This is a genomic window from Gemella sp. 27098_8_149 (genome assembly GCF_041433745.1).
Classification (GTDB): Bacteria; Bacillota; Bacilli; order Staphylococcales; family Gemellaceae; genus Gemella.
This window is the reverse complement of record NZ_JAPWCB010000004.1, coordinates 65,493-90,739: the sequence shown is the minus strand read 5'-3', so window position 1 is coordinate 90,739 and position 25,247 is coordinate 65,493. Positions and strand designations below refer to the sequence as shown.

The window sequence follows — 25,247 nt, the reverse complement described above, 5'->3', positions numbered from 1 at the left end:
ATTTTTTCATTTCATTAAATTATTTCCTTGATTGATAATCGGTATCGGAGTATAATGGTATGTAGAAAGCTTTTTCAAGGCTTTAATCTTTATTTAAAAATAGGAGCTAAAAATGAAAAAAAATAAGATTAAATATGTACTTATACCTGCTTTTGCAGCTGCAACATTATTTCCAGTATTAGCTAATGACAATCAAGCTAAAGCTAGTGAAGATAAAACTACAGCACCGGCAAATGTGACTAATACAGCTAATACTAACGATAAAGCTGTTTCTGTAAATAACACTGATAAAAATGCTACTAATAATGCAGTTGTAACACCATCTACTAGTCCTGTTGCTTCAGCTAACACTGTAGCACCGACTTTAAGTAACAATGAATCACCTAACAGTGCTAGTGTTGAAAGTAAGGAAGTTGCTAAACCAACAATTCCATTTACTGTTGCTGAATATAAACAAAAAAGTGCTCTAGAACTTGCAAAACTAATTCGTGAGAAAAAAGTTACTAGTACAGAACTTGTTGACTTAGCTTATAAAGTTATAGAAGAAGAAAATCCTAAGTTAAATGCTGTTCTTACTACAGAAAATGGTAAAATTCCTCATGCTATTGTTGAAGAAGCATATAAAACTGCTAAAGAAATTGACAATCGTATTAGTGCAGGAAAACTAGCTGCTAATCCTGTAAATTGGGATGAACAACCATTCTTAGGTGTTCCTACTCTAATTAAAGGATTAGATCCTTTAAAAAATGGGGATTCTTCTTACGGTGTATATTTAAATAAAGGTAAAACATCTTCTGTAAGTGGAGCTGTTGCCAAAGAATTTGCAAAACTAGGTTTTGTTATTCTTGGACAAACTAACTATCCTGAGTTTGGAACTAGAAATATTACTGACTCTAAATTACTAGGGCCTGCTGGTAACCCTTGGGATCCTAGTCGTAATACTGGAGGATCTTCAGGAGGTAGTGCTGGTGCTGTAGCAAGTGGTATGGTATCAATCGCAAGCGGAAGTGATGCTGGGGGATCAATTCGTATTCCTGCTTCATGGACTGGACTTATTGGTCTAAAACCTACTGGTCATGTTGTTAAATTCCCTCTTGTGAAAACTATTGAAGATGCTAAAACTTATTTTGATAAAACAAACATCAGTAAACCAAAAACTTTAGTAGAAGTTCCTAAAGACTTAAAATCACTTAAAATTGCTTATTCATTAAAAACACCATTAAAAGATGTTGAATTAAGTGAAGATGGTAAAAAAGCTGTTCTTAAAGCTGTTGATTTCCTTAGAAAACAAGGATTCACTGTTGAAGAAGTAAATGAATTTCCAATTGACGGTTATGAAGGTATTAGAACATATACAATAGGTGCAATTGGTGGGGGTTATACTGCTGCAGCAAACTTAGCTAAAGAAAAAAACAAACGTGATTTAGATCCAGCAACTTATGCTTTGGGTACATCTTCATATAAAGGAAAAACTGCAAACACTGATGTGTCTTCTGCTAAAGACGCAACAATATATGCTAACCAAATGAATGAATTCTACAAAAAGTATGATTTATTCTTAATGGCTACTAATGCGGTAACAGCACCATCAAATGATAAAAAAGTAGATCCTTATGTTGATCCAAAAGTTGAAGAACAACTTTATAATATTAATAAGATAAAAGATCCAAAAGAAAGATTCAATCTACTTGTTAAACAATGGGAACCTATGATGAGAAGAACACCATTTACATGGTTATTCAACTTAACAGGTAATCCTGCTATATCATTACCTGTTTATAAGAGTTCAAATAACCTTCCTCTTGGAGTAATGTTCGCAGCTAAAAACAATTCAGAAAAAATACTTCTTGAAATGGGACAACTATTCCAAGATAACAATCAATTTGTGATGCATCCAAGTGTAAGAAACACAGTTGTTTCTGAAAATGGTAATAAAGTTAGAGAAAATGAATACGGTACAAAATATGAATATTCAGTTCCTTCTAACGCTCCTGTTGTTTCAGAATTGCCAGAACTAAACATTAACAACAATACAGTTACTGTTACTATTAAATCAAAAGATAAAGATATAAGCGCTGATTTATACTCTACAGACAATAAAGATTTAACTTTATCTGCCAAAGATATCACTAAAGATGTAAACTTAGAAAATCTAAAAGATAAAGTTGTTGCTGATGCCAACAATAGTATTAAAGACAAAAAAGATATAACATCAATTAGAGTTGTAGATTTAGAATTACAAAAAGATAATAAAACAGTAAAACTTGATGTTCCAAGAACAGTAAAAGTTGCTTTACTGCAAAATGAACAAAACAAAGATATACTTATTTATCATATTAAAGAGGATAACTCTATTGAACTAATTCCTTCATTTGTAAGTAAAAATAACCTACAATTCACAGTTGATCACTTCAGCAAATTCGCAATTGTAGCTAAAATTAAAACAGCATTTGCTTCAAGCGAAAAAGATATAAACTCATCAGCTGTTCAAGAAGAGAAAAAATTCACAGTAATAGATACTAGAGGTGCGAACTCTACACCTACTAATACACCAAAAACTCTTCCAAAAACTGGTGAAACTACAGGTAAATCTCTAACTGCAATTGGACTATCACTTCTTGCTATAGTTGGATTATTAAAACGTAGAAAAAATAATTAATTGAAATATAAAACCTCGGGAATAAGTTTCTATTATGAAACCTATATTCCGAGGTTTTTATTTCTTTATTAATTTCAGGCCATAATATGAAGCAATCATAGTATAAAATAAAAAAATGTAGTCCATAATAAAATATGAACTACATTTTTTCTTATAATTGTTCAGCTACCTTCAGACGAGCACAAGCTTTAGCTAAAGCTAGTTCTGCACGTCTTACATCAAGACCATCTTCTTTTTTAGCAAGACGATCTTCTGCACGTTGTAACGCTCTTTTAGCACGTTCAACATCAATATCTTTACCTAATTCTGCTGTTTGAACTATAATAGTTACTTCGCCTTTATGTGTTTCCACAAATCCTTCACTTACAGCTAGATATTCTTCACGTCCATCAGGAAAAATCACTTTAAGAGGACCGATCTTTAATGATGCAACCATAGGAACATGGTTAGCCATTACACCAAGTTGTCCACTTGTAGTTCCCAATACAACCATAGAAGCTTCTTTAGCGCTATAAGCTTCTCCATTAGGAGTAACAATGCTTACACTTAAAGTATTCATTTATTTACCTCCTATTTGTATTATACTTCTACTCCTAGTTTACGAGCTTTTTCTAATACGTCTTCAATTCCACCAACTAGACGGAATGCATCTTCAGGAATGTGGTCATATTTACCATCTAGGATTCCTTTGAATGCTTGTACTGATTCAGATACTGGTACGTATGAACCAGGTTGACCTGTGAATTGTTCAGCTACGTGGAAGTTTTGAGATAAGAAGAATTGAACACGACGTGCTCTATCAACTGTTTTCTTATCTTCATCACTTAACTCATCCATACCTAAGATGGCGATAATATCTTGTAATTCACGATATTTTTGAAGAGTTCTTTGAATTCTAGTCGCAACTTGATAGTGTTCTTCCCCTACGATTTCAGGAGCTAATGCTCTTGATGTAGAAGCAAGTGGGTCAACGGCTGGGTAGATACCCATCTCTGTTAACGCACGCTCAAGGTTAGTTGTTGCATCTAAGTGAGCGAATGTAGTCGCTGGAGCCGGGTCAGTATAGTCATCGGCTGGTACGTAAATCGCTTGGATAGATGTAACAGAACCTTTTTTAGTTGATGTGATACGTTCTTGTAAACGTCCCATCTCTGTAGCAAGTGTTGGTTGGTAACCAACGGCTGATGGCATACGTCCTAATAACGCAGAAACCTCAGAACCTGCTTGTGTGAAACGGAAGATGTTATCAATGAATAGAAGTACGTCTTGTCCTTCTTCATCACGGAAGTATTCCGCCATTGTTAATCCTGTTAATGCTACACGCATACGAGCACCTGGTGGTTCATTCATTTGTCCGAATACCATGGCTGTTTTGTTAATAACACCTGAATCTTTCATTTCATAGTATAAGTCATTTCCTTCACGAGTACGCTCACCTACACCTGTGAATACTGATAATCCACCGTGTTGTTGCGCAACGTTGTTGATAAGTTCTTGGATAAGAACTGTTTTACCAACTCCTGCACCACCGAAAAGACCGATTTTACCACCTTTAATATATGGCGCAAGTAAGTCGATAACTTTAATACCTGTTTCAAGAACCTCAACGTGAGTTGATAATTCTTCGAATGTTGGAGCTTCTTTGTGAATTGAATCTTTACGAACTTCTGCTCCTGCTTCTTCACCGTGGTCAACTGCTTCACCTAATACGTTGAATACACGACCTAATGTGTAGTTACCTACAGGAACTGTAATTGGTGCTCCTGTATCTACTACTTCTGCTCCCCTATTTAATCCATCAGTAGATGACATAGCGATTGTTCTTACTACGTTATCACCAATTTCTAGAGAAACTTCAAGAACTAATTTTTCTTTTTTCCCATCGCCTTTTTCTATGTAAACTTCTAAAGCGTTTAATAGATTTGGCATATGCCCTGATTCGAATTTAACATCTACTACAGGTCCCATAACTTGGAGAATATAACCTTTATTCATATGTTGTATGCTAACTTAATAGCTTCTCCTTTCTCATTACTATTTTGTTGCTGCTGCTCCACTTACAATCTCTGTAATTTCTTGAGTGATTGCAGCTTGTCTTGCACGATTGTATTTAATCGTAAGTGTATCAATAATATTTCCTGCATTATCAGTTGAATTTTTCATTGCTGTTTTTCTTGCAGAATGCTCACTAGCTTTACTATCTAATATACTTCCATAAATCATACTTTCAGCATATTGAGGTAGTATTACATCTAGTACTGCTGTCTCACCAGGCTCAAATTCGTAAGCTCCTGTAGGTTGTTGCTCTTCGGAATTTGCAAATTTGTCTGTATTGTCAATAGGTAGAACTTTACTTTCAGTTACAACCTGTTGGATCATACTAACAAAGTGGTTATAATGTAAATAAATTTCATCATATTCTTTATCAATAAAGTACCCTACAACTTTATTAGTAATTTGTTTAACCTGTGTGAAACTTGGCTCATCTGGTATATCTCTATAACTATCAACTACATTATAGCCATTTTTTCTGAAGAATTCTGCACCATAGTTACCTATAGCAACAATACCATACTCGCTATTAGTATGTCTTTCATTAACAGTATTAACAAAGTTTCTAATAACGTTTGAGTTGAATCCTCCACATAAACCACTATCACTAGTAATTACAACATAAAGAGTTTTCTTAGCTTCTCTTTTTTCTAACATAGGGTGTTTAATACTAGAGCTTTTTCCAAAAATTGTCCCCATCACTTCTTGCATTTTTTGCATGTATGGATTAAATTTTTGCGTGTTTGATTGTGCTTTTAAAAGCTTAGATGTTGAAACCATCTCCATCGCTTTTGTAATATGACTAGTTTTCTTAGTAGAATTGATTTTGTTTTTTATATCTCTTAGTGACGCCAATTAGTTCACCACCTTTACTCTACTACTTATCATCTTAGGCAAAAGTTTTTTTGAATGCAGCGATTACTTCATCCATAACTTCTGTTGATGGTAAGTCTTTTGTTTCAATAATGTGCTTAACTGCTTCATTTTCATGAGCATCTAAGTATGAATATAATTCTTGTTCGAATCTGTGAATATCTTTAACTTCTACATCATCTAAGAATCCGTGAGTTAAAGCATACAGAATCATAACTTGTTTTTCTACTGGAATTGGTTTGTGTAAGTCTTGTTTTAAAACTTCAACTGTACGTTTACCACGTTCTAGTTTTTCACGAGTCGCTGGATCTAGGTCAGAACCGAATTGAGCAAAGCTTTCTAACTCACGGTAAGATGCTAAGTCAAGACGTAAAGTACCTGATACTTTTTTCATCGCTTTAATTTGAGCAGATCCCCCTACCCTAGATACTGAAAGTCCGGCGTTAATCGCTGGTCTAATACCTGAGAAGAATAAATCTGATTGTAAGAAGATTTGTCCGTCTGTAATCGAAATTACGTTTGTTGGAATATATGCAGAGATATCACCTGCTTGAGTTTCTACGAATGGTAGTGCTGTGATACTTCCTCCACCGAAATCTTCATTTACACGAGCAGCACGTTCTAGAAGACGTGAGTGTAGATAGAATACGTCCCCTGGATATGCTTCACGACCTGGTGGTCGTTTTAATAGTAATGATAACTCACGGTAAGCTGCTGCTTGTTTAGATAAGTCATCATATACGATTACTACATCTTTACCATTAAACATAAATTCTTCTGCCATTGCAACCCCTGCATAAGGTGCGATGTAAAGAAGTGGTGCTGGTTGAGATGCTGATGCTGTTACTACAATAGTGTAGTCTAAAGCACCGTGTTCCTTAAGAGTTTCTACAACACTACGTACTGTAGATTCTTTTTGTCCTATTGCTACATAGATACAAATTACATCTTGTCCTTTTTGAGCTAAGATTGAGTCGATAGCAACTGCAGTCTTACCTGTTTGTCTATCTCCGATAATAAGCTCACGTTGTCCACGTCCGATAGGTACTAATGCGTCAATCGCTTTAATACCAGTTTGGAATGGAACAGATACTGATTTACGTCCCATTACACCTACTGCTGGAGATTCAATTGGACGACGTTTTGTAGTGTTAACTGGCCCACGACCGTCAACTGGTTGTCCTAATGGATCAACTACACGTCCAATTAGTTCTTCACCTACAGGTACGTCCATTACACGTCCAGTACGGCGAACTTCGTCTCCTTCTTTAATATCAGTAGTTGGACCTAAAATTACGATACCAACATTTGTGTCTTCAAGGTTTTGAGCAAGCCCCATAACCCCTGTTTTAGTGAACTCTACAAGCTCACCACTCATTATTTCATTAAGACCGTATACACGAGCAATACCGTCCCCTACTTCTATAACTGTACCGACATCTGTTGACTTAACTTCAAACTGATAATTTTCTATTTGTGATTTTAGTAATGAACTAATTTCTTCAGCTTTAATAGCCATTTATGTCCCTCCTTGTTTCAACTTCTTCTAGATTGAAGAAATTTTTGATTTTATAGCATTTAATTTCGCTTTAATAGTAGCATCAACTACTTTATTATTATAAGTAAGTTTTAAACCACCTAGAAGACTTTCATCTACAAAATTATTAATTTCTACATTTTCTAGTTGTAACTCATTTTTAATTTTTTCTTTTAGATTTTCTAACTGTTCTTCTGTTAAAGGTGAAGCTGATTCAGCTTTAACAACAACATTTCTTGAATGTTTATTAAACAGTTCAGTATATTGTTCTAAAACGAAATTAATTAATGAGATTTGCAGGTTACCTGCTAAGATTTTAACAACATTCACAACATATTTATTTACTCCTGCAAATGATGCATCAATCAAGTTAATTTTTCTTATTTTTTCTAAATTAGGGTTGTTCATCAATGTAACAAAATCAGAGTTTCCATTAACTACTTTTGCAACTTCCTTTAACTCATAAGAAACTTCTTCTAGTGTGTTATTTTCTTTTGCAACTTCAAATAATGAATATCCAATTTTATTAGCTAATACTGACTTACTCATTATTTCACCCCTACCTCTTTAATGACTTTATCAACATATTCACTTTGTGTTGAGCCATCTAATTCTTTTTCTAAAATTTTCGAAGCTACAAGCACTGATAAATCAGCGATTTGTTTGTTGATTTCTTCAAGTGCTCTTTTCTTCTCGTCCTCAATGTCTCTTTGAGCATTTACTTTTAATTGTTCTGCTTGTTTGCGAGCTTCTTCAAGAATGGCTTGTTTTTCAATCTTAGATTGTTCACGAGCTTCTTCCATCATAACTTTAATTTCTTTTTGTGCATTTTTTAATTTTTCTTGATTTTCTTCAAGTAAAACTAAAGCTTCTTTTTGATTTCTAGCTGCATCATCAAGTTGACCTTCAACTAATTTTTGACGCTCATCTAACATATCAATAAGTTTGTCCCAAGCAAATTTTTTCAGTAATACTAATAAGATTAATACAGCTACAATGTTAATAGCCATATTTCCTAGATTAAAACCTTGATGAGAAGAGTGTTCAGTAGCTAAAAATACTAAATTTTCCATTTACTAAATGCTCCTATTCTTCATAGTTCTTTTGTTTACAGTATTATACTAAATTATTTAGCTAAGATAACGAATGAAATAACGATAGCTAAGATAGGTACTGCTTCTACAAGTGCGAATAATACGAAAGCATTTGATTTTAATCTTGACTCTAATTCTGGTTGGCGAGATACACCTTCGATAAATTTACCGAATAAAAATCCGTTACCGATACCAGCACCAACTGCTGCTAAACCTGCTGCTAAACCTGCTCCAATTAATTCTACCATAATTATATTTTCCTCCTTGGATAATAAATGAATTTTATTAATTATTAGATTTTTGCACTTTTAGTGCATTTTTTAAATTAGTGTTCATCACTAATTTTATGTGATAAATAAATAAATGTTAAGACAGTAAAGATGTATGCTTGGATAAATCCTATAAATAAAGAGAATCCTTTCCATACTACTAATCCTGCCATACCAGCTATTGCACCAAAGAATCCTACTGTTGTAAGTGTAGCTAATAGTGCTAATAATATTTCACCTGCATAGATATTACCGAATAAACGCATTGAAAAAGTCATTAAGTTTGTGAACTCTTCAATAACCTTGAATGGTGTAATACCTATACCTGAAGAAGTATATGTACCAAAATAGTGTTTAACTCCTTTATACTTAATTCCTGCAAAATGAGTAAAGACAATCACTAATAATGCAAGAGAGAAAGTAAATGTTGGATCCGCAGTTACAGAGTTGACATAAACTACTTCATTGTAACTAACTTCTATTAAAACACCTATAGTATTTGCTACTGCAACAAGTGAAATAATTGTTAGAGCTGTCGCCCATAATCCTTTACCATATTTTTTCCAGTTAACATTACCTTTGATGACATTATCACTAACGAAATACGCAAGTAATTCAACCGCATTTTGACGTTTACTATCTGGTCTTAATTTTATTCTACTAGTTAGAAACATCACAATAACAAAGGTAAGTAATACTGTTATTAAAGTTGTGATTACACTAGGAATATTAACCGTTATATCATAGCCAAATAATTTGGTAATAAGATATGTGTGTTTTTCCATATATTCCCCTCACCTCTTTTCTTAAGTAACTTTTAGATTTCTAAATCTGTTGTAATATAAAAAATTAGAAATACATAATCATATTATAATATGATTTTATAATATTTGCTAGCGATTTCTTAAATTTTATATGATTTAATTAAAAATAACCTACTATTATTTAGTTCCGAAGATTCTGTCTCCAGCATCCCCTAATCCAGGGACAATGTATCCATGATCATTTAGTTTTTCATCTAAACCAGCGATAAAAATATCTACATCTGGATGTGCTTCATGTAATGCTTTCACACCTTCTGGAGCTGCTATTAAACACATAAATTTAATATCAGTAACTCCTCGTTGTTTTAATGAGTTGATTGCCGCAATCGCAGAACCACCAGTTGCTAACATTGGATCAACAACGATGAAGTGACGTTCTTCTGGATTGCTAGGTATTTTAACAAAATACTCATGTGGTTGTAGAGTTTCTGGATCACGATATAATCCAACGTGACCTACTCTCGCAGATGGGATTAAATTCATTAATCCATCTACCATTCCTAATCCTGCACGTAGAATTGGAACGAATACAATCTTTTTACCTGCAAGACGTTTACAAGTAGTAGTTTGTATTGGAGTTTCTACTTCAACATCCTCAAGTGGAAGATCACGAGTGATTTCATAAGCCATTAAAGAACCTACTTCGTTAGTAAGTTGTCTAAAGTCTTTAGAACCCGTTCTTTTATCTCTAATGAAAGATAATTTATGTTGGATCAATGGATGATCAAAAACATGAACTTTTGACATAATTATAGTTCTCCTTTGTATTGTTATTATATTTATTTTACTCTAATTATTTCATTTTAACAAGGGATATCCGAAAATATTTTACTCGGTTCAATAAATATTTTTTTATTACTTTTGTTATATTACTAGACTTATACTACATAAAATATTACAATAATATAAACAATATTTATGGAGATTTTATCATGCAAAGAAAAACATTATTAGGGACATTTTTACTTACTAGTATTTTATACTATATTGTTCCCTTACTTTTTTTGAAATTTTATAATGGAACTAGTGATAAAGCTGGTTTTATTTTGATATTAGCTTATGGATTTTCTTCATTTGCAATCACAATGTTAGTTACCTTCCTAGGACAGAGAACAATTTACACACCGCTTCTAAGCATTATTTTAGCACTTCCTTTATTTTTTATATTTAATTCAAGTGCTTTAGTTTTAATACTTCTTATAATAGTATTTTCTTTTGTTGCCTATGCTTTAACTGCATTAATAAAATAAATAAGGAGATCATATGACTGTTTTTAAACGTAATTTACTAATAGCAACTGGTATATATATACTTTTTTATCTATCACCAATATTAGCTAATCCTTTCATGGCTTTAAATTTATTAGAAGCAGCTATTGTTGGAGTCTTAATTTTTGGTGGATTCTATCTAAGTTATATTTTTATGTATACTAACAGAAGCAAACTTGATGAACGCACTAAAAATACTATAATTACAATATTGGTATTAGTAATAGCTTTATTGATATTTTTTAATCCTTTCAAATTTCCAACTGCATTTAATATTATTGTAAATAGGTATTTAGCAATACTAATTCTTCTACTAATATTAATTTTTATAATATTCTTAGCAAGAAAAATGGATAATTCTATAATCCTAGTTTTACTTTTTGCACCATCGATTATTCAAGGATTACTAATGCGTCTATCTTATAAGGCTATGCTTTTTTATATTGCTAATCCTAATTTTAATTTATATCTGATAGCCGCTATTTTTATTGGCTATTATGTTTATAACAATAACAAAAAATAAATGAATATTATTGAAGTGAAAACAACGTTCAATTTATATGTAAAACCGCTTCTATAAATATAAAAAACTGATAACCTAGTTTTTTTTTCTAGATTATCAGTTCTTTTTATTAGTTATCTATTTCTACTTTTAGTACTTTTCCTGATACAGCATCTACTACCACATCATATTCTAACCCATTTGCACGAGCTTCTACATCATAAACATATAAAGGTGCTCCATTATTTTGGTATGCATAGTCATCCTCATATTCAGGCATAACTTTTACAAAATTAATATTTTGCTCAGGAGTTGAAATTGCTTGCGCTACTATAGTACGAATCTCTTGTTGTGATTTTGCATTTTGTGTATTTTGTTGAGTACTATTATTGTTATTATTATTTTGAACATTAGAAGATTGGTCAGTATTTTGCGAATTACTATTTGAACCATTATCCCCTTTGTTACTATTGTTGTTATTATTATTTTGATTTGTCTGATTTCCGACATTCATTTTTACATTCGAGTATGCTTCTTGAATTTTAGCTCTTTGTGCTGTTTCATACTTATCATATGCATAAGCACCTACTCCACCCGTTACTACTACAGCTAACGCTCCAATAATTAATGGTTTTAAAAAGTTTCTTTTTCTATTGTTTTCTGTCATTTTTTATTTCCCTCTTTTTTCTTTATATTTTTATTATACATTTCCTTTATGAATTTTAGATGAAGATTAAAATATTAGTTTTTCTAGTCATCAATTTTCACTTTTAATACTTTCCCTGATACAGCATCTACTACTACATCATATTCTAATCCATTAGCTTTTGCTTCAACTTTATAAACATATAAAGATACTCCATTATTTTGTGGTGCGTAATCATCATCATATTTAGGTTTAATTTTTACAAACTTAATATTTTGCTCCGGTACTGATATTGCTTCTGCTACAATTGAGCGAATCTCTTGTTGGGATTTTACATTTTGAGTATTTTGTTGTGAATTGTTGTTTTGAGTATTATTATTTGAGCTATTATTTCCACTATTGTTATTATCATTTGAATTAGTTTGATTTTCTGTATTCAACTTAATATTTGAGTAAGCATCTTGAATTTTAGTTCTTTGCGCAGTTTCATATTTATCATAAGCATAAGCTCCAACTCCACTTGTCACTACAACAGCTAACGCTCCGATAATTAATGGTTTTAAAAAGTTTCTTTTTACTTTTGTAGGTTGTTCATTATATTGATTATCATTTTCGATAGTTTCAACATAAGTTCCTTCAATTGTTTCGATTTCGTTGTTATTAATATTTTTTGTCATTTTTAATTTACCTCTTTTTATTTATATTCTTATTTTATATTTCTTTTATGAATTTCAAATGAAGATTTCATTTTTATTCTTTTCTTTTGATATTTTTATTATATCTTCGTTTTATGAACGCTAAATGAAGATTTCATTTTTATTCTTTCCTTTTGATATTTTTATTATATCTTCGTTTTATGAACGCTAAATGAAGATTTTTAATATTTTAAAATTTTCTAAAATATTAAAAGCACACCTTCCTATTTCAAAGATGTGCTTCATTATTCTTATATATTCACTACAAATTTTGTTCCTTTTGGTTTATTATCTAATACCGCTATTTTCCCATCATGTAATTCCACTATTTTTTTCGTAATAGATAACCCTAACCCCGAAGAATTATCCTCTGTCGTAGTTCTAGATTTATCTACTTTATAAAATCTGTCCCAAATATGTTTTTTCTCAGTATCATTTATTCCTATTCCATCATCAGAAACTTCAATAATTATTCTATTTCTTTTGGCTAGACAAACTGTTACTTCTGTTTCCGCATATTTCAAAGCATTAGATAATAAGTTATCTATCATTCTCATAATTAAAGCTTCATTTGCATGAACTACGATATTTTCTTCTATATTTATAGATAATTTTATATTCTTATTATCGAATAAAATTTTATAGTCTTCTAATGTATGTTTTATTTTATCCGATAGAAGAAGTTCTTCCTTTGGAATCTCTAAACGACTATCTAGTCTAGATAATTCTAAAATTTGATTAATCATAGAAGTCATTCTTTTACTTTGTCTTTCTATTACATCAAATGATTCTTTAGCATCTTCTATAGAATCTGTATATTTAGCTCCATATTCACTTTCTGCCATAATTACAGAAATTGGCGTACGAAGTTCATGTGATACATCCGAACTGAATTGGCGTTCTCTTTTCGATGAATTTTCTAGAGTTTCTAACATTTCATTAAAAACTTTACCTAACTTGTGAACTTCATCAGCTCCATCTTCTATAGAAATTCTTTTACTAAGATCATTACTTTTTGCGATAGCATCCGCAGTTTCGGTCATATCTCTTACAGGTTTCAATGAACTCCTTATTATCAAGTATCCTCCATACATTATAACTAAAATGACAAATGGACTACCCACACCAATAATTAACGGTAATATCCAACCGTTAATGTTATTAGTAACTTGTACTATACCTCTCACATATTTCCCATTCCCTAATCTAGCAGAACTAGTTTCTGAATCATAATATAAATACTTATTATTGTTTACATCTTTATATTCAGAAATAACTCCTAGACTAAAATCATTAACTTTAAAATTTCTAGGTACAGAACCTGCAATGAGATTTCCATCTTTATCATAAACAGACAAGGTCACTCCATCTTCATACGGGGTAAACTTATCAGATCCGCTAGCGATTTCAGCTACCTCTTCTATCAATTTCTTTTCACTATTTTTTTCAACAACACTATCACTGACTAAAAATGTCCCAACTATCAGTGAGCCTATTAATAAAACTATAAATGTTGTATACCATAAAGTGATTTTGAAAGTTAATGATACTTTTCTAAATGGAAATATCGATAATTTCTTAATTTTATTTAACAAAGTATCCTAGCCCCCTTTTAGTATAAATAATAGTTTTATCCGTTCCATTATCTAGTTTTTTCCTAATATTTTTTATAATTACATCTACTATATTCGAAGCGCCATCATAATCATAATCCCAAACATGATTAAGAATCTGATCACGACTCAAGATACTCTCTTTATTCTTCATAAGATACTCTAATACCTCATATTCTTTACCTGTTAATCCTATATTCTCACCATTTCTAGTAACTTGTTTTTTGGAGATATCCAGTACAACATCGTCGACTTGAATAACATTAGTTGCTAGACCATAGTTACGTCTCATTAAAACCCTTATTCTAGCAAGTAATTCATCAAATTCAAACGGCTTAACTATATAATCATCAGCTCCACTATCAAGACCGACGATTTTATCCTCTAAAGTATCTTTAGCAGTTAACATAATAACTGGTGTATTGTTTTTACTCTCACGAAGCCTTTCGATAAACTCATAGCCATCAACATTCGGCATCATTATATCGGTTATAATCAAATCATACTCACTATAACTCACAAAATCTAATGCTTCCCCACCATCAAAACAACTATCTACGCTGTAATTATTTTTCTTTAAATGTTTAGTAATTATTCTATTCAAATCGCGTTCATCTTCAACAACAAGAATCTTCATAACAATCTCCTTATACTAAATTTCTACTATATTTTACTTAATTCACATATAAATGTAAAGGGAGTGACTCAAAATTGTGATTTCTTAAGAAACAAGATTTTGTTGAGTCGCTTTGTTAAAATTCAGGTCTTTTGAGCCAACCCTTTTATAATTTCATTTACTATATATTATAAAGTAAAAAGATGAATCTTAAATGAAAAAGAGAGCGACTTAAACTCAATTTTGTTAAGTCACCCCCATGAGGTTCTATTCACTTTCTTCTAAATTATAAAGTAACTCATATAATGCTTTTGCATCTAGTTTTTCTTTTTCTTCTTTACTGATATCTCGAACTAATTCACCACGGTGCAGCACTATAATTCTATTACCGTATTTCACCGCATCTTGGATATTATGAGTAATCATTAAGGCAGTTAACTTTTTCTCTTCTATTTTTTCACGAGTAAGCTCCATTATTTTCTTCTGTGTTTTAGGATCTAATGCTGCAGTGTGTTCATCAAGAAGTAAAAGTTTTGGAGTTGTCATAGTCGCCATTAAAAGTGCAATAGCCTGACGTTGCCCTCCAGACAATAATCCCATCTCACTATCTAATCTGTCTTCAAGTCCTAAGTCTAAAGTCGCTAGTAACTCTTTAAAAAGCTTTCTATCTTCTTTCGTAGTCCCTGGTTTAAAACCTCTAACTTTACCACGTCGTAGTGCTAAAGACATATTCTGTGCAACAGTCATACGAGGAGCTGTTCCATCAAGTGGATTTTGGAAAACTCTACTAATAAATCCAGCTCTCTTGTGTTCTACTATATTACTTACATCTTTTCCTTCTATTAAGATTTCTCCACCATCTAATGAGAACGAACCCGCTAAGGCATTAAGAAAAGTTGATTTCCCTGCTCCATTTCCACCAAGAATAGTAATAAAATCACCATCTTTTATTTCAAGACTAACATTTTTTAAAGCATGTTGCTCTCTAATAGTTCCAGGAAAGAATGTTTTATCTATTTTATTAATTTTTATAAATGACATTTTCTACGCATCCTTTCTCTTAGCTTTTAATTTTAATTGAGGTAGTGTTAAGAATATAGCAATTACTAGAGCTGAAACTAGTTTAAAGTCATTTGCTCCAATAATATTTAATTTTAACACACCAACTAGCAGTAATCTATAAATTATAGCACCACAAATTACACAAATTAACCTTGACGTGAAAGCTACATCTTTGAAGATTACTTCCCCTATAATAATTGCTGCTAAAGCTACTACTATAACTCCAATACCACTATTTACATCTGAATAACCATTATTTTGTGCTAAAATTGCACCAGCTAAAGAAATAATTCCATTAGCAAGCATTAATCCTAAAATCGTCATTGTTTTTGTAGAAATCCCTAATGCTGTTGCCATTTTCTCATTATCTCCTGTTGCAATTAAACTCTGACCTAATTCCGTTGAAAAGAATAAAGACATAGCGATAATAATTAATCCAGAAAGAATAATTCCAACAAATACAGTATCATAATGAGTTGGTAAGTTTAATCCTTGAATCTTACTGAAAATTGTATCTTTATTGATTAAACTTAAATTTGGTCTACCCATAATTCTAAGGTTCACCGATAATAATGCAGTCATTGTTAAGATTCCTGCAAGTAAACTTGGGATTTTACAAACGGTAATTAAGAATCCAGTAACAAGACCTGCTAGCATACCTGCCACTATAGAAACTAATGTAGCTACAATAGGATTAATTCCATTGTGTATACAAATAACACAGACAGCTGCTCCTAAAGGATATGCACCTTCAGTAGTCATATCCGCAATATTTAAAACTCTAAAACTTATAAACAATCCAAGCGATAATATTCCCCACAGCATCCCCTGAGAAATCGCTGAAATAAATAAATCCATCCTGCACCTCTTTAATTTAATATTTCTTCTAATTTGATTTTATATAATTTAGAGCGACTCATAAACAATAATTTTTTCTATTGATTTGATGAGTCGCTCCTTTTAATTATTTATAATTCAAATAGCTTCTTAATAATATAATATCAATAATATTATTTTTTATCTACTACTTTTGCTTTATCTTTAATTTCTTTTGGAATTTCAATTCCTAATTGTTTTGCTTTTGCTTCATTTAGGTAGATAACACCTTCATTAGCAAGTACGATTGGCATATCTTTAGTATCTGCACCTTTTAATACTTTAGCTACAACTTTAGCTGTTTCAACACCGATTTGATATTGGTCAACACCTAGTCCTAAAAGTCCTCCATCAGCTACCATTGTGTCTGCAGATGGGAATACTGGAATTTTCTTAGCGTCTGTTACTTTTACTACTGTTGCCATTGCACTAGCGATTGTGTTATCGATTGGAACAAAGATTGCATCAGTTTGTGAAGCAAGACTTTCTGTTACTTGTTGAATATCATTTGTATTAGCTACTGTTGAAACTTTAACTTCTAATCCTAATTCTTTAGCTAATTTTTCAGCTTCTTGAGCTTGTTTTACAGAGTTATCTTCACTAGCTGTATAAAGAATACCAACTTTTTTCATGTTAGGTAAAACTTTTTTCATGATTTCAAGTTGTTGTTTAATTGGAGTTCTATCACTAACACCAGTAATATTGTTTCCTGGTTTATCTTCAGCTTTAATTAATCCTGCTTCAACTGGATAAGTAATACCACCCATGATGATTGGTTTATCTTTAGTTGCATTTGATAATGATAAAGTAGCTGGTGTTGTGATACCTACTAAAATATCGTTGTTATCTGTAACTAATTTTTGACCCATACTAGCTAAGTTACTTTGATCACCTTGAGCATTTTGAAGATCAATTTTTAAATTCTTACCAACTTCATATCCTTCTTTTTTCAGTCCATCTTCTAAACCTTTGTAAATTTGGTCAAGAGCTGGGTGACTAAGTAATTGAAGTACCCCTACTTTCACTTCTTTATTATCAACTTTTTTAGTTTCTTCACCTTTTTTACTAGAGAAGAATCCATAACCTAATACACAAACTAATAATACCGCGAATGCTACAAAAATTTTATTTACTTTCATTTTAATAATCTCCTTTTACTTTTATCTATAATAATATTTTTTGTAATCAAATTTTAGAAGCGTATCTATATAAAAAGACCACTAGCATATATCTAGTGGTCCTTACGTATAATTTTTAATAATATAAAAAACCACCTAGATATTTCTATGTGGCCTCGATTTTTCCATCACAAATAATCCACATAGATACTTACTTCTCACCTGAGAGTCGTATCTATGTTAAAAAGAAACAAGATCGACTCAGTATCTAGTGGCTTTGCCAACGAATATTTAATTGTAGCGTGTCAACTTGATACAGTTTCATAAATCTTTTTTCTCCTTTACGTTTAATTCTTGTTTACATTATAGCAACACTTTTTTTTATTGTCAATATGTTTTTTCAAAAAAAATATAAAAATTCTGATAATTCAAAAAACACTATATTTCATTATGTAAAACCATACTACTTAATCTCCTCATGATAAACTATTTTCAAAAAAAATATTATAAATATATTAACCCAACTTTATTTAATACTTCTGTATTACTTATATTAATTCACATTCAAATTTATTTTTGAAAACTATGAAAATAAGTCGTTTTCATAACTGTAAAATTAGTATTTTAAAATTAATACACCTCCTAAACCATTGATATTATTGTTATATATAGAGAATATATTACTTCTCATTAATTGTATTTTTCATGAAAATAAAATTGAAAATATATCAATTTTATGAAAATTTACACTTGAAAATACATTTTCATAGGAGTATTATTAATATATGTTATTAAAAATAAGTTAGGAGAATTTTTATGGATAGCCATTCAGCTATAGAAAGAGAAAAATTATTTAACAAAGGATTTATTACAATAACTACAATTAACTTTATCGTATTTTTAATTTATTATTGTTTTGTAGTTATTACAGCTAAGTATGCAACTGCTGAATTAGGTGCTACTGCAGCACAAGCAGGTTTTGCCGCAGGTATTTACATTATTGGAACACTTGTCGCTCGTCTTTATATCGGTAAGAAATTAGAAATCATCGGTCGTAAAGAGATCTTACGATTTGGTGCTTTAATTTACTTAATTACAACTGCTGCATATTTAATTTCATCAAACATTATTATTTTAGATACTGTTCGTTTCTTAAATGGATTTGCTTATGGAACTATTTCTACTGCAGCAAACGCAATTGTTACAGCATACATTCCTAAAACACGTAATGGTGAAGGTATTAACTACTACGGTTTAAGCACAAGTTTAGCCGCTGCTATCGGACCATTTATCGGTATGTTATTACTACCAATTACTGGATTCAACGCAGTTATCATCTTAGCAATTGTATTATCAGTTGCGGTTACAATTGCTTGTTTCTTATTCCCAGTAAAAAATATTCAATTAGATGAAAAACAAATAAAATTACTAAACAGTTGGTCATTAAATACATTTATTGAATACAGAGTATTATTTATCTCTACTGTAGCCTTCTTAATAGGTTTAGCATATTCAAGTGTACTAGGATTCTTATCAATTTATGCTGATAGCTTAAACCTAGCTACTGCAGGAGCTTTCTTCTTTGTAGTATATGCACTTATTATTACAGCTACTCGTCCATTCGCAGGTCGTATTTTCGATGCTCGTGGTGAAAATGCAGTTATGTATCCAAGTTTCGTATTCTTAACTTTAGGTTTATTAATGTTAAGTTTCACAAATGGTAGCTTCATGTTACTATTCTCTGGTGCATTAATCGGTTTAGGTTATGGAACATTCATGTCAAACGGACAAGCAGTTTGTTTAAAACTTGTTGATTCTACTAAAGTAGGTATTGCACTTTCTACTTACTTTATCGGATTAGACCTTGGTCTAGGATTTGGACCTTACGCTCTAGGTACTGTTCATGGAATTCTATCATACAGAGGAATCTATATCCTTTGCGCGGTAATCACTATTGGAGTAACTGTTCTTTACGCAATGTTCTACAAAGGTAAAGAAGTACGCGTCTTAAAAACTAAAACTAGTCGATAGTAATATTAAAAACTTTAAAAAGTAGTCCTAATGAAGGGCTACTTTTTTTATATAGATTAATTTTCATATTGCATAAAAGAGGTATGAGCATTACTCACACCTCTTCCTCTTTATTTTTCTGGATATCGTCTTGCGACATCAACTAGTTTTTCCTTTATTATCTTCTTCGGATCCTCATTTAAATGATAACACATTGCAAGAGCATAAATTAGAACATCTGCAAGTTCATCCTTTATCTCTTGAATATTATCTCCTTCTTCATTCCACTGGAAATGTTCTAGTAATTCTGCCGCTTCTATAGAAATACTTTTAGAAAATCTTTCTAAAGTATCATACTTTTCCCAACCTCTTTTTCCCCTAAATTCTGTTATTATAGTTTTTAATTCTTCCATATTTTATTCCTTAGATTAAACTATTATTTGTTAAGTTATTATATAGATTATAGAATTCTGCTAAACTTAGAGTTTCACTTCTTCTACCCGGCTCAATATCACTGTCCACACAAGCATTTTGTAAATCTTGTTTTTTATCCTTACCATAACTCGAAATTAAATTATTAAGTAGAGTCTTTCTACGTTGTACAAAACATGAACGAACGAATTTAAAGAACTTAGCATCAGTTTCAAATTCGCGAGTTTCTTTCGTCATAATTTTTACAACTGCACTCTCAACATTCGGTGCAGGTACAAATACTTTTTTCGGTACAGTAAATAGATACTCAACATCAGTGTAGTAATTTAATAAAATCGTTAATGAGTTGTAATCTTTTGTTCCTACCTTGGCATTTAATCTATTAGCAACTTCTTTTTGCATCATAACTACATAACCATCGATTTTCTCAGTATTTTCGATTAAATGAGTTAAAATTGGAGTTGTAATGTAGTAAGGTAAGTTTGCTACTACCATGATTTTCTCACAATCTGACATCTTCTCAGCGATTATTTTATCAACATCAACTTTTAAGATGTCATTATTAATAATCTCAACATTAGGATAATCAGCAAGTGTCTCAGATAAAATCGGTAAAAGTCTACCATCTATTTCAAATGATATTACTTTCTTAGCTTTTTTAGCTAGTGCTTCTGTAAGAGAACCAATCCCAGGTCCAATTTCTATTACTCCCACATTTTCATTCACTCCAGCTCCATCAACAATTCTATTTAAGATATTCGCATCTATTAAAAAGTTTTGTCCTAGGCTCTTCTTAAACGTGAATCCGTGTTTTTTTAGTATCTCAAAAGTTTTTTTAGGTGTTCCTATCATTATTTTAATCCTTTACTTATTTTTGTCATTTCGTCTAATAAACGTTCTTTAGAAATATTATACATATTAAGTTTATTTAATAATTGTTTAGCATTGGTATATCCTATATTTAATCTTTCGCAAAGTTCTTCTCTTAGAACTTTTGAAGTAGATCCTCCTACTAAACCTAACTCTATCAACATTTCATTACTTATATCATTTTTCACCTCATCCATCGGTGTATAATGATTTTTTATAGCCGCAATAATGTCTTCTTTACTCGCAGCTTCTATTCCAATTTTCCCTTTGCTATCTACAGCTTTTTTATTTGAAATATATGCATGTTTTGCCGTCGGGATGTTTTTTTCTATTATACTTCTAATTCTTTTTCCTGCATAATCAGGATCCGTTAAAACTATTAGTCCTCTTGTTTTTTCCAGAAAGATTAGACGTTCTATTTTTTTCTTAGTTAAGGCAGAACCATTAGTTTCAAATGTATCACAATCTATTGCTTCTTTGACCCTATTGGTATCATCTCTTCCTTCTACTACTATTATTTCTTTGATTTTCATTTTATTATCCTTTAAAAAATTCATCAGTCTATTATAACATATTTAGACAAATTTTGCTCATGCTAGCATGAATATTTCAAATAGTTGTATATTTCATGCGTAATTTCATTGTGAACTTTATACTTATAACCATCACAAAGAAAATTCTTTTCTAATTCAAATTTATCTTTAAGCTTAATTTTTTCTAGTGCTTTCCCTTTTTTACACACTAGTATTTCCCAATGTTTTTCAAACTTAACCAGATAACAATCATGGATTTTATCTTCCCCATATGCTCCAGCAAAATATAGCAGTCCAACAAGGTCTAGTAGAATATGCCACCATTTTACTGTTTTTCTTCTTTCTAATAAATATACCCTCTCACTCTTAGTAAGATAATTATATAATTCTTCCATAATTCTCACCTCTTTATAACCATTATATCATAAAAAAATCCTCTGCAGAAAAACCTGCAAAGGAAATTTATTAGTGTATATCTTTTTTCTTAAAGTTAGCTCCACTTACTTCACTAACCGTTCCAATTGATAGAAATGCATTTTTGTCATTCTTAAAGACTATTTTTTTAAGTTTCGATTCTTCAATACGAGTGATTACACAAAAGATGATTTTTGTTTCTTGTCCTGAATAACCACCTTCACCATGTAATAATGTCACACCACGACCTAAGCGGTCTTGAATTTCTTGACTTATTACTTGATAGTTACTTGTAATAACCATAACCGATTTAGAGTCATTTAGTCCCTCAATAACGATATCCATAACTTTAGATGCTATGAAATAACTTATCATAGAATATAATGCCGCTTCCCACGTGAATACAAATCCAGAAGCAATGAAGATAATAACATTTATCCCAAGGACCATTTCTCCTACAGAAATCGGTAATTTCTTTGTAGCATAGATAGAAAACATCTCACTTCCATCTAACGTACCACCGTTTCTAATAACTAATCCTACACCTATTCCAAGTATTATCCCCCCGAAAATACATGCTAAAAATGGATCTGTAACAAGTGGTGGAATACTATGAAAATATGACGTTGCTACAGAAAGTATTATAATACCGAAAATAGATGCTATTGCAAATCCTTTACCTATTTGCTTATATCCTAAATATAAGAATGGGATATTGAATAAGAAAATAAACAATCCTAACGGTAATCCCAAATAATGACGTGCAATAATAGATACCCCGATTACCCCTCCATCTAATATATTATTAGGAATTAAGAAAAATTCTAATCCCGCTGCAAAAATTAACGATCCTATGACTATACTTATATATTTCTTTAAAAATTCTATTCTACTATCCATTGATTCTCCTTCTTATTTTCTTTTTTGACAAATAGGACAAAAGTGACTTGAACGCCCTTTTATTGTAATATTTTCCACATCGTGACCTCGAGGACAGAGTTTCTTACCATAGATTTGATGAAAGTTTTGCATATTACCTTCACCCCCATCAGTGTGAACATAATCCGAAATTGTAGATCCCCCTTCTTTTATTGCAAGATCTAAAATATCTACTAGTTCTTTAAATAAACTTTCTTTTTTCTTTTTTGATAATTCACTGGCCTTCGTCAGAGGATGAATTTTTTGACGATACAAAACTTCACAATCGTAAATATTACCACAACCACAAAAAACATTTCCTTCTAAGAGTAATGCTTTTATGGATTGGTCTTTATATTTATTTTCTTCCAGTTTGTTTAAGAAGTAACTTTTTGTATTTTTATCAAAAGGCTCAGGAGCAAGATTTAAAAATGGTTTAAATCTCGTTATTTCATCAATATACCTAAGCTCTCCAAATCTTCTTATATCACTATAAACTAGCTTTTCACCCGTTGATAATTCAAAGATTACGTGCTGATGCTTATAATAATTTTTATTGGTAATTTCAGCTATATCCTTAACTAAAAAGAATGCCCCAGTCATTCCAAAATGAGTTATTATATATCCTTCATTTAATGTGAAATATAAATATTTTCCTCTACGTGATAACTTTTCAATTTCCTTACCTTTGACATTATCTGAAAAAAAGCTAAGTTCTTGCTTAACAATAGCCATTTTACCTATTTTGTGACTATCTTCAACAACATTAGAATAAGTTATATTAACAATTCTTTTATTTATTACTACTTCTTCAAGTCCGAATTTTATATTCTCAACCTCTGGTAATTCTGGCATAATATACTCCTATTTTTATATACTTACTATTTTATTTTATTACAAATATTTGAAAATTTCAAAGAATTCCAACTTTCTTTTCACTATTAATCTGCTAAATTATCAAGTTTTTTTCAGTAATTTTCCGCAATATTATAGCGTTTAGTCTAAATATGTAGTATAATAAGAAAGTTAAATGAAAAAAAGGGGTCTAATATTAAATGGAAGAAAAAATGTCTAGACGTAAAAGAATTAGTACATCCTCTTATAAAAATGGAGGCGAACCTCCTAAAAAAAGAGGTCTTAAAAAAATATTATATGCAATTTTAACATTATTAATACTTGGTATCGGTGGCTTTACCGCATATACAATTTATAACTTTTCTAGCTCTGCTCAAAAAGGGTATAAGAATGTAGATTATTTAAAAGAAGTTGATCCTAACTTCAAGAAATTCTCTGTCTTAATCCTGGGTATTGATATGAATGATGATCGTAAAGCTCAAGGGCAGACTCGCGAAGATAGTAGAACAGATTCGATGATTTTAGCAACTGTTAATAAAGACAAGAAACGTATGGATATGGTAAGTATCCCTCGTGATTCACTTAGCCTTATGAGAGAAAAAGACGACGAACATAATGATAGTGCTTATTTCTATGATAAAATCACTCATGCTCATGCTTATAATGATGTTAAAGGAACTACTAATGCAGTAGAAAACTTATTACATACACCGATTAACTTCTATGTATTAATAAACTTTAAAGCATTCGAACAAACAGTTGATGCTTTTGGAGGAATCGATTTATATGTTCCATTTGACATGGATGAGCAAAATGCCAATGGTGAAGAAAATACTGTTAAATTAAAAAAAGGTTGGCACACACTGAACGGTGAACAAGCACTTGCATTTACACGTAGTAGATATTATGATAGTGATATAGAACGTGGTCAACGTCAACTACAAGCTATCCACGCTCTTATTGATAAAGCAAAAAGTTTAAACGCGCTATCTAAAATTAACGATGTCATAAATATTGCTGGTGACAATGTTGAACATAACTTAACTACAACTCAAATTTCTTCAGCTATTAAGATGTTTATCAATGATGATATCGAAATTGTATCACATAGAATTGACGGTTATGATGTAACTTATAATGGAGTGTATTACTACTATCCACGTCCATTATCACTTCTTTACGCTTCATCTGCCTTAAGAAGTAATCTTGATTTGTCACTTCCAAAAGCAACTGACCTATTAAATATATATTATCAAGGACATATTGCAATCGGACTTAAAGAATATAAAATTGACAATCTTCGCTTACCAGAAACATATCAAGCTACAAATCTTACAATAATGTCACCAGAAGACTTACTATCAAATCTTCCTGAAAGACTTACTAAAGAAGATTTAAAAAATGATATTACCGTAAGTAATGAAAACAGACCTGATGAAAATAGTAATACTGAAAATACTGCTAACAATAGCAATTAACAGCAAAATACTACAACTGGTGTCAGTTCAACA

The 25,247-nt window shown here is 31.1% G+C and carries 27 protein-coding genes; 5 read left to right on the top strand and 22 right to left on the bottom strand.

The features are described from left to right. Window positions 1–112 precede the first annotated feature (112 nt). On the top strand, window positions 113–2,659 hold the full coding sequence (locus O3801_RS03200) for an amidase family protein (RefSeq protein ID WP_294683010.1): 2,547 nt from the start codon (window positions 113–115) through the stop codon (window positions 2,657–2,659). 151 nt (window positions 2,660–2,810) lie between these two features. On the opposite strand, the gene O3801_RS03195 is transcribed toward O3801_RS03200, so the two are convergent. The 9 genes from O3801_RS03195 to upp form a co-directional block, all read right to left on the bottom strand. Further along, entirely contained in the window at window positions 2,811–3,218 is a 408-nt protein-coding gene (locus O3801_RS03195; protein ID WP_294683011.1) for a F0F1 ATP synthase subunit epsilon, read from the bottom strand. Between the two features lie 20 nt (window positions 3,219–3,238). Next, complete coding sequence (atpD, locus tag O3801_RS03190; RefSeq protein WP_294683012.1) at window positions 3,239–4,654, bottom strand: F0F1 ATP synthase subunit beta; 1,416 nt, start codon at window positions 4,652–4,654, stop codon at window positions 3,239–3,241. Between the two features lie 39 nt (window positions 4,655–4,693). Beyond that, a complete protein-coding gene (atpG, locus tag O3801_RS03185) occupies window positions 4,694–5,566 on the bottom strand; it encodes an ATP synthase F1 subunit gamma (RefSeq protein ID WP_294683013.1) in 873 nt (290 codons plus the stop codon). Window positions 5,567–5,600: 34 nt separating this feature from the next. Continuing rightward, window positions 5,601–7,103 (bottom strand): F0F1 ATP synthase subunit alpha, encoded by a 1,503-nt coding sequence (gene atpA / locus O3801_RS03180; RefSeq protein ID WP_060913551.1) that lies wholly within the window; start codon window positions 7,101–7,103, stop codon window positions 5,601–5,603. A gap of 27 nt (window positions 7,104–7,130) precedes the next feature. Beyond that, window positions 7,131–7,670: an ATP synthase F1 subunit delta gene (atpH, locus tag O3801_RS03175; protein WP_294683014.1), complete on the bottom strand. Its 540-nt coding sequence runs from the start codon at window positions 7,668–7,670 to the stop codon at window positions 7,131–7,133. Continuing rightward, the gene (gene atpF, locus O3801_RS03170) at window positions 7,670–8,194 is read right to left on the bottom strand and encodes a F0F1 ATP synthase subunit B (RefSeq protein ID WP_294683015.1); all 525 of its coding nucleotides are present in this window, start codon (window positions 8,192–8,194) and stop codon (window positions 7,670–7,672) included. Before atpF ends, atpH begins: the two co-directional genes overlap by 1 nt. Window positions 8,195–8,247: 53 nt before the next feature. Then, on the bottom strand, window positions 8,248–8,463 hold the full coding sequence (atpE, locus tag O3801_RS03165; protein ID WP_003143965.1) for a F0F1 ATP synthase subunit C: 216 nt from the start codon (window positions 8,461–8,463) through the stop codon (window positions 8,248–8,250). A 77-nt stretch (window positions 8,464–8,540) separates the two neighbouring features. After that, window positions 8,541–9,269 carry a F0F1 ATP synthase subunit A gene (atpB, locus tag O3801_RS03160; protein WP_060913548.1) on the bottom strand — a complete coding sequence of 243 codons (729 nt, stop codon included), beginning with the start codon at window positions 9,267–9,269 and terminating at the stop codon, window positions 8,541–8,543. 156 nt (window positions 9,270–9,425) lie between these two features. Continuing rightward, on the bottom strand, window positions 9,426–10,055 hold the full coding sequence (upp, locus tag O3801_RS03155; protein WP_294683016.1) for a uracil phosphoribosyltransferase: 630 nt from the start codon (window positions 10,053–10,055) through the stop codon (window positions 9,426–9,428). Window positions 10,056–10,240: 185 nt separating this feature from the next. Here upp and O3801_RS03150 point away from each other — a divergent pair, with 185 nt between their 5' ends. Next, window positions 10,241–10,558, top strand: coding sequence for a hypothetical protein (locus O3801_RS03150; protein WP_294683017.1), 318 nt, complete (start codon window positions 10,241–10,243; stop codon window positions 10,556–10,558). 13 nt (window positions 10,559–10,571) lie between these two features. After that, window positions 10,572–11,099: a hypothetical protein gene (locus O3801_RS03145; protein WP_294683018.1), complete on the top strand. Its 528-nt coding sequence runs from the start codon at window positions 10,572–10,574 to the stop codon at window positions 11,097–11,099. Window positions 11,100–11,208: 109 nt separating this feature from the next. Here O3801_RS03145 and O3801_RS03140 read toward each other — a convergent pair whose 3' ends face one another. The 7 genes from O3801_RS03140 to trpX all read right to left on the bottom strand — a co-directional run bounded on the left by O3801_RS03140 (window position 11,209) and on the right by trpX (window position 17,725). After that, a complete protein-coding gene (locus tag O3801_RS03140; RefSeq protein ID WP_294683019.1) occupies window positions 11,209–11,745 on the bottom strand; it encodes a PepSY domain-containing protein in 537 nt (178 codons plus the stop codon). Window positions 11,746–11,828: 83 nt separating this feature from the next. Continuing rightward, on the bottom strand, window positions 11,829–12,401 hold the full coding sequence (locus O3801_RS03135; protein WP_294683020.1) for a PepSY domain-containing protein: 573 nt from the start codon (window positions 12,399–12,401) through the stop codon (window positions 11,829–11,831). A gap of 269 nt (window positions 12,402–12,670) precedes the next feature. Beyond that, window positions 12,671–14,014 carry a sensor histidine kinase gene (locus O3801_RS03130; RefSeq protein WP_294683021.1) on the bottom strand — a complete coding sequence of 448 codons (1,344 nt, stop codon included), beginning with the start codon at window positions 14,012–14,014 and terminating at the stop codon, window positions 12,671–12,673. Next, on the bottom strand, window positions 14,004–14,669 hold the full coding sequence (locus O3801_RS03125; RefSeq protein ID WP_294683022.1) for a response regulator transcription factor: 666 nt from the start codon (window positions 14,667–14,669) through the stop codon (window positions 14,004–14,006). Before O3801_RS03125 ends, O3801_RS03130 begins: the two co-directional genes overlap by 11 nt. Before the next feature lie 246 nt (window positions 14,670–14,915). Continuing rightward, on the bottom strand, window positions 14,916–15,689 hold the full coding sequence (locus tag O3801_RS03120) for an ABC transporter ATP-binding protein (protein WP_294683023.1): 774 nt from the start codon (window positions 15,687–15,689) through the stop codon (window positions 14,916–14,918). A gap of 3 nt (window positions 15,690–15,692) precedes the next feature. Further along, window positions 15,693–16,568 carry an ABC transporter permease gene (locus tag O3801_RS03115; protein ID WP_294683024.1) on the bottom strand — a complete coding sequence of 292 codons (876 nt, stop codon included), beginning with the start codon at window positions 16,566–16,568 and terminating at the stop codon, window positions 15,693–15,695. 152 nt (window positions 16,569–16,720) lie between these two features. Then, entirely contained in the window at window positions 16,721–17,725 is a 1,005-nt protein-coding gene (trpX, locus tag O3801_RS03110; RefSeq protein ID WP_003143973.1) for a tryptophan ABC transporter substrate-binding protein, read from the bottom strand. 795 nt (window positions 17,726–18,520) lie between these two features. On the opposite strand from trpX, the gene O3801_RS03105 reads away from it, so the two are divergent. Further along, window positions 18,521–19,735 carry an MFS transporter gene (locus tag O3801_RS03105; RefSeq protein WP_294683025.1) on the top strand — a complete coding sequence of 405 codons (1,215 nt, stop codon included), beginning with the start codon at window positions 18,521–18,523 and terminating at the stop codon, window positions 19,733–19,735. Between the two features lie 110 nt (window positions 19,736–19,845). Here the strand turns inward: O3801_RS03105 and O3801_RS03100 are convergent, their stop codons facing one another. From O3801_RS03100 to mutM, 6 genes are all read right to left on the bottom strand, one after another. After that, a complete protein-coding gene (locus tag O3801_RS03100; protein WP_294683026.1) occupies window positions 19,846–20,127 on the bottom strand; it encodes a nucleotide pyrophosphohydrolase in 282 nt (93 codons plus the stop codon). Between the two features lie 10 nt (window positions 20,128–20,137). Continuing rightward, the gene (rsmA, locus tag O3801_RS03095) at window positions 20,138–20,998 is read right to left on the bottom strand and encodes a 16S rRNA (adenine(1518)-N(6)/adenine(1519)-N(6))-dimethyltransferase RsmA (RefSeq protein WP_294683027.1); all 861 of its coding nucleotides are present in this window, start codon (window positions 20,996–20,998) and stop codon (window positions 20,138–20,140) included. Then, on the bottom strand, window positions 20,998–21,549 hold the full coding sequence (gene rnmV / locus O3801_RS03090) for a ribonuclease M5 (RefSeq protein ID WP_294683028.1): 552 nt from the start codon (window positions 21,547–21,549) through the stop codon (window positions 20,998–21,000). Before rnmV ends, rsmA begins: the two co-directional genes overlap by 1 nt. 62 nt (window positions 21,550–21,611) lie before the next feature. Next, window positions 21,612–21,944, bottom strand: a complete 333-nt coding sequence (locus O3801_RS03085) for a hypothetical protein (protein ID WP_294683029.1) — start codon at window positions 21,942–21,944, stop codon at window positions 21,612–21,614. 70 nt (window positions 21,945–22,014) lie between these two features. Then, the gene (locus tag O3801_RS03080) at window positions 22,015–22,863 is read right to left on the bottom strand and encodes a YitT family protein (RefSeq protein WP_294683030.1); all 849 of its coding nucleotides are present in this window, start codon (window positions 22,861–22,863) and stop codon (window positions 22,015–22,017) included. Window positions 22,864–22,875: 12 nt separating this feature from the next. Then, window positions 22,876–23,736 carry a bifunctional DNA-formamidopyrimidine glycosylase/DNA-(apurinic or apyrimidinic site) lyase gene (mutM, locus tag O3801_RS03075; protein ID WP_294683031.1) on the bottom strand — a complete coding sequence of 287 codons (861 nt, stop codon included), beginning with the start codon at window positions 23,734–23,736 and terminating at the stop codon, window positions 22,876–22,878. Between the two features lie 200 nt (window positions 23,737–23,936). On the opposite strand from mutM, the gene O3801_RS03070 reads away from it, so the two are divergent. Beyond that, window positions 23,937–25,214, top strand: coding sequence for an LCP family protein (locus tag O3801_RS03070; RefSeq protein ID WP_294683032.1), 1,278 nt, complete (start codon window positions 23,937–23,939; stop codon window positions 25,212–25,214). Window positions 25,215–25,247 lie beyond the last annotated feature (33 nt).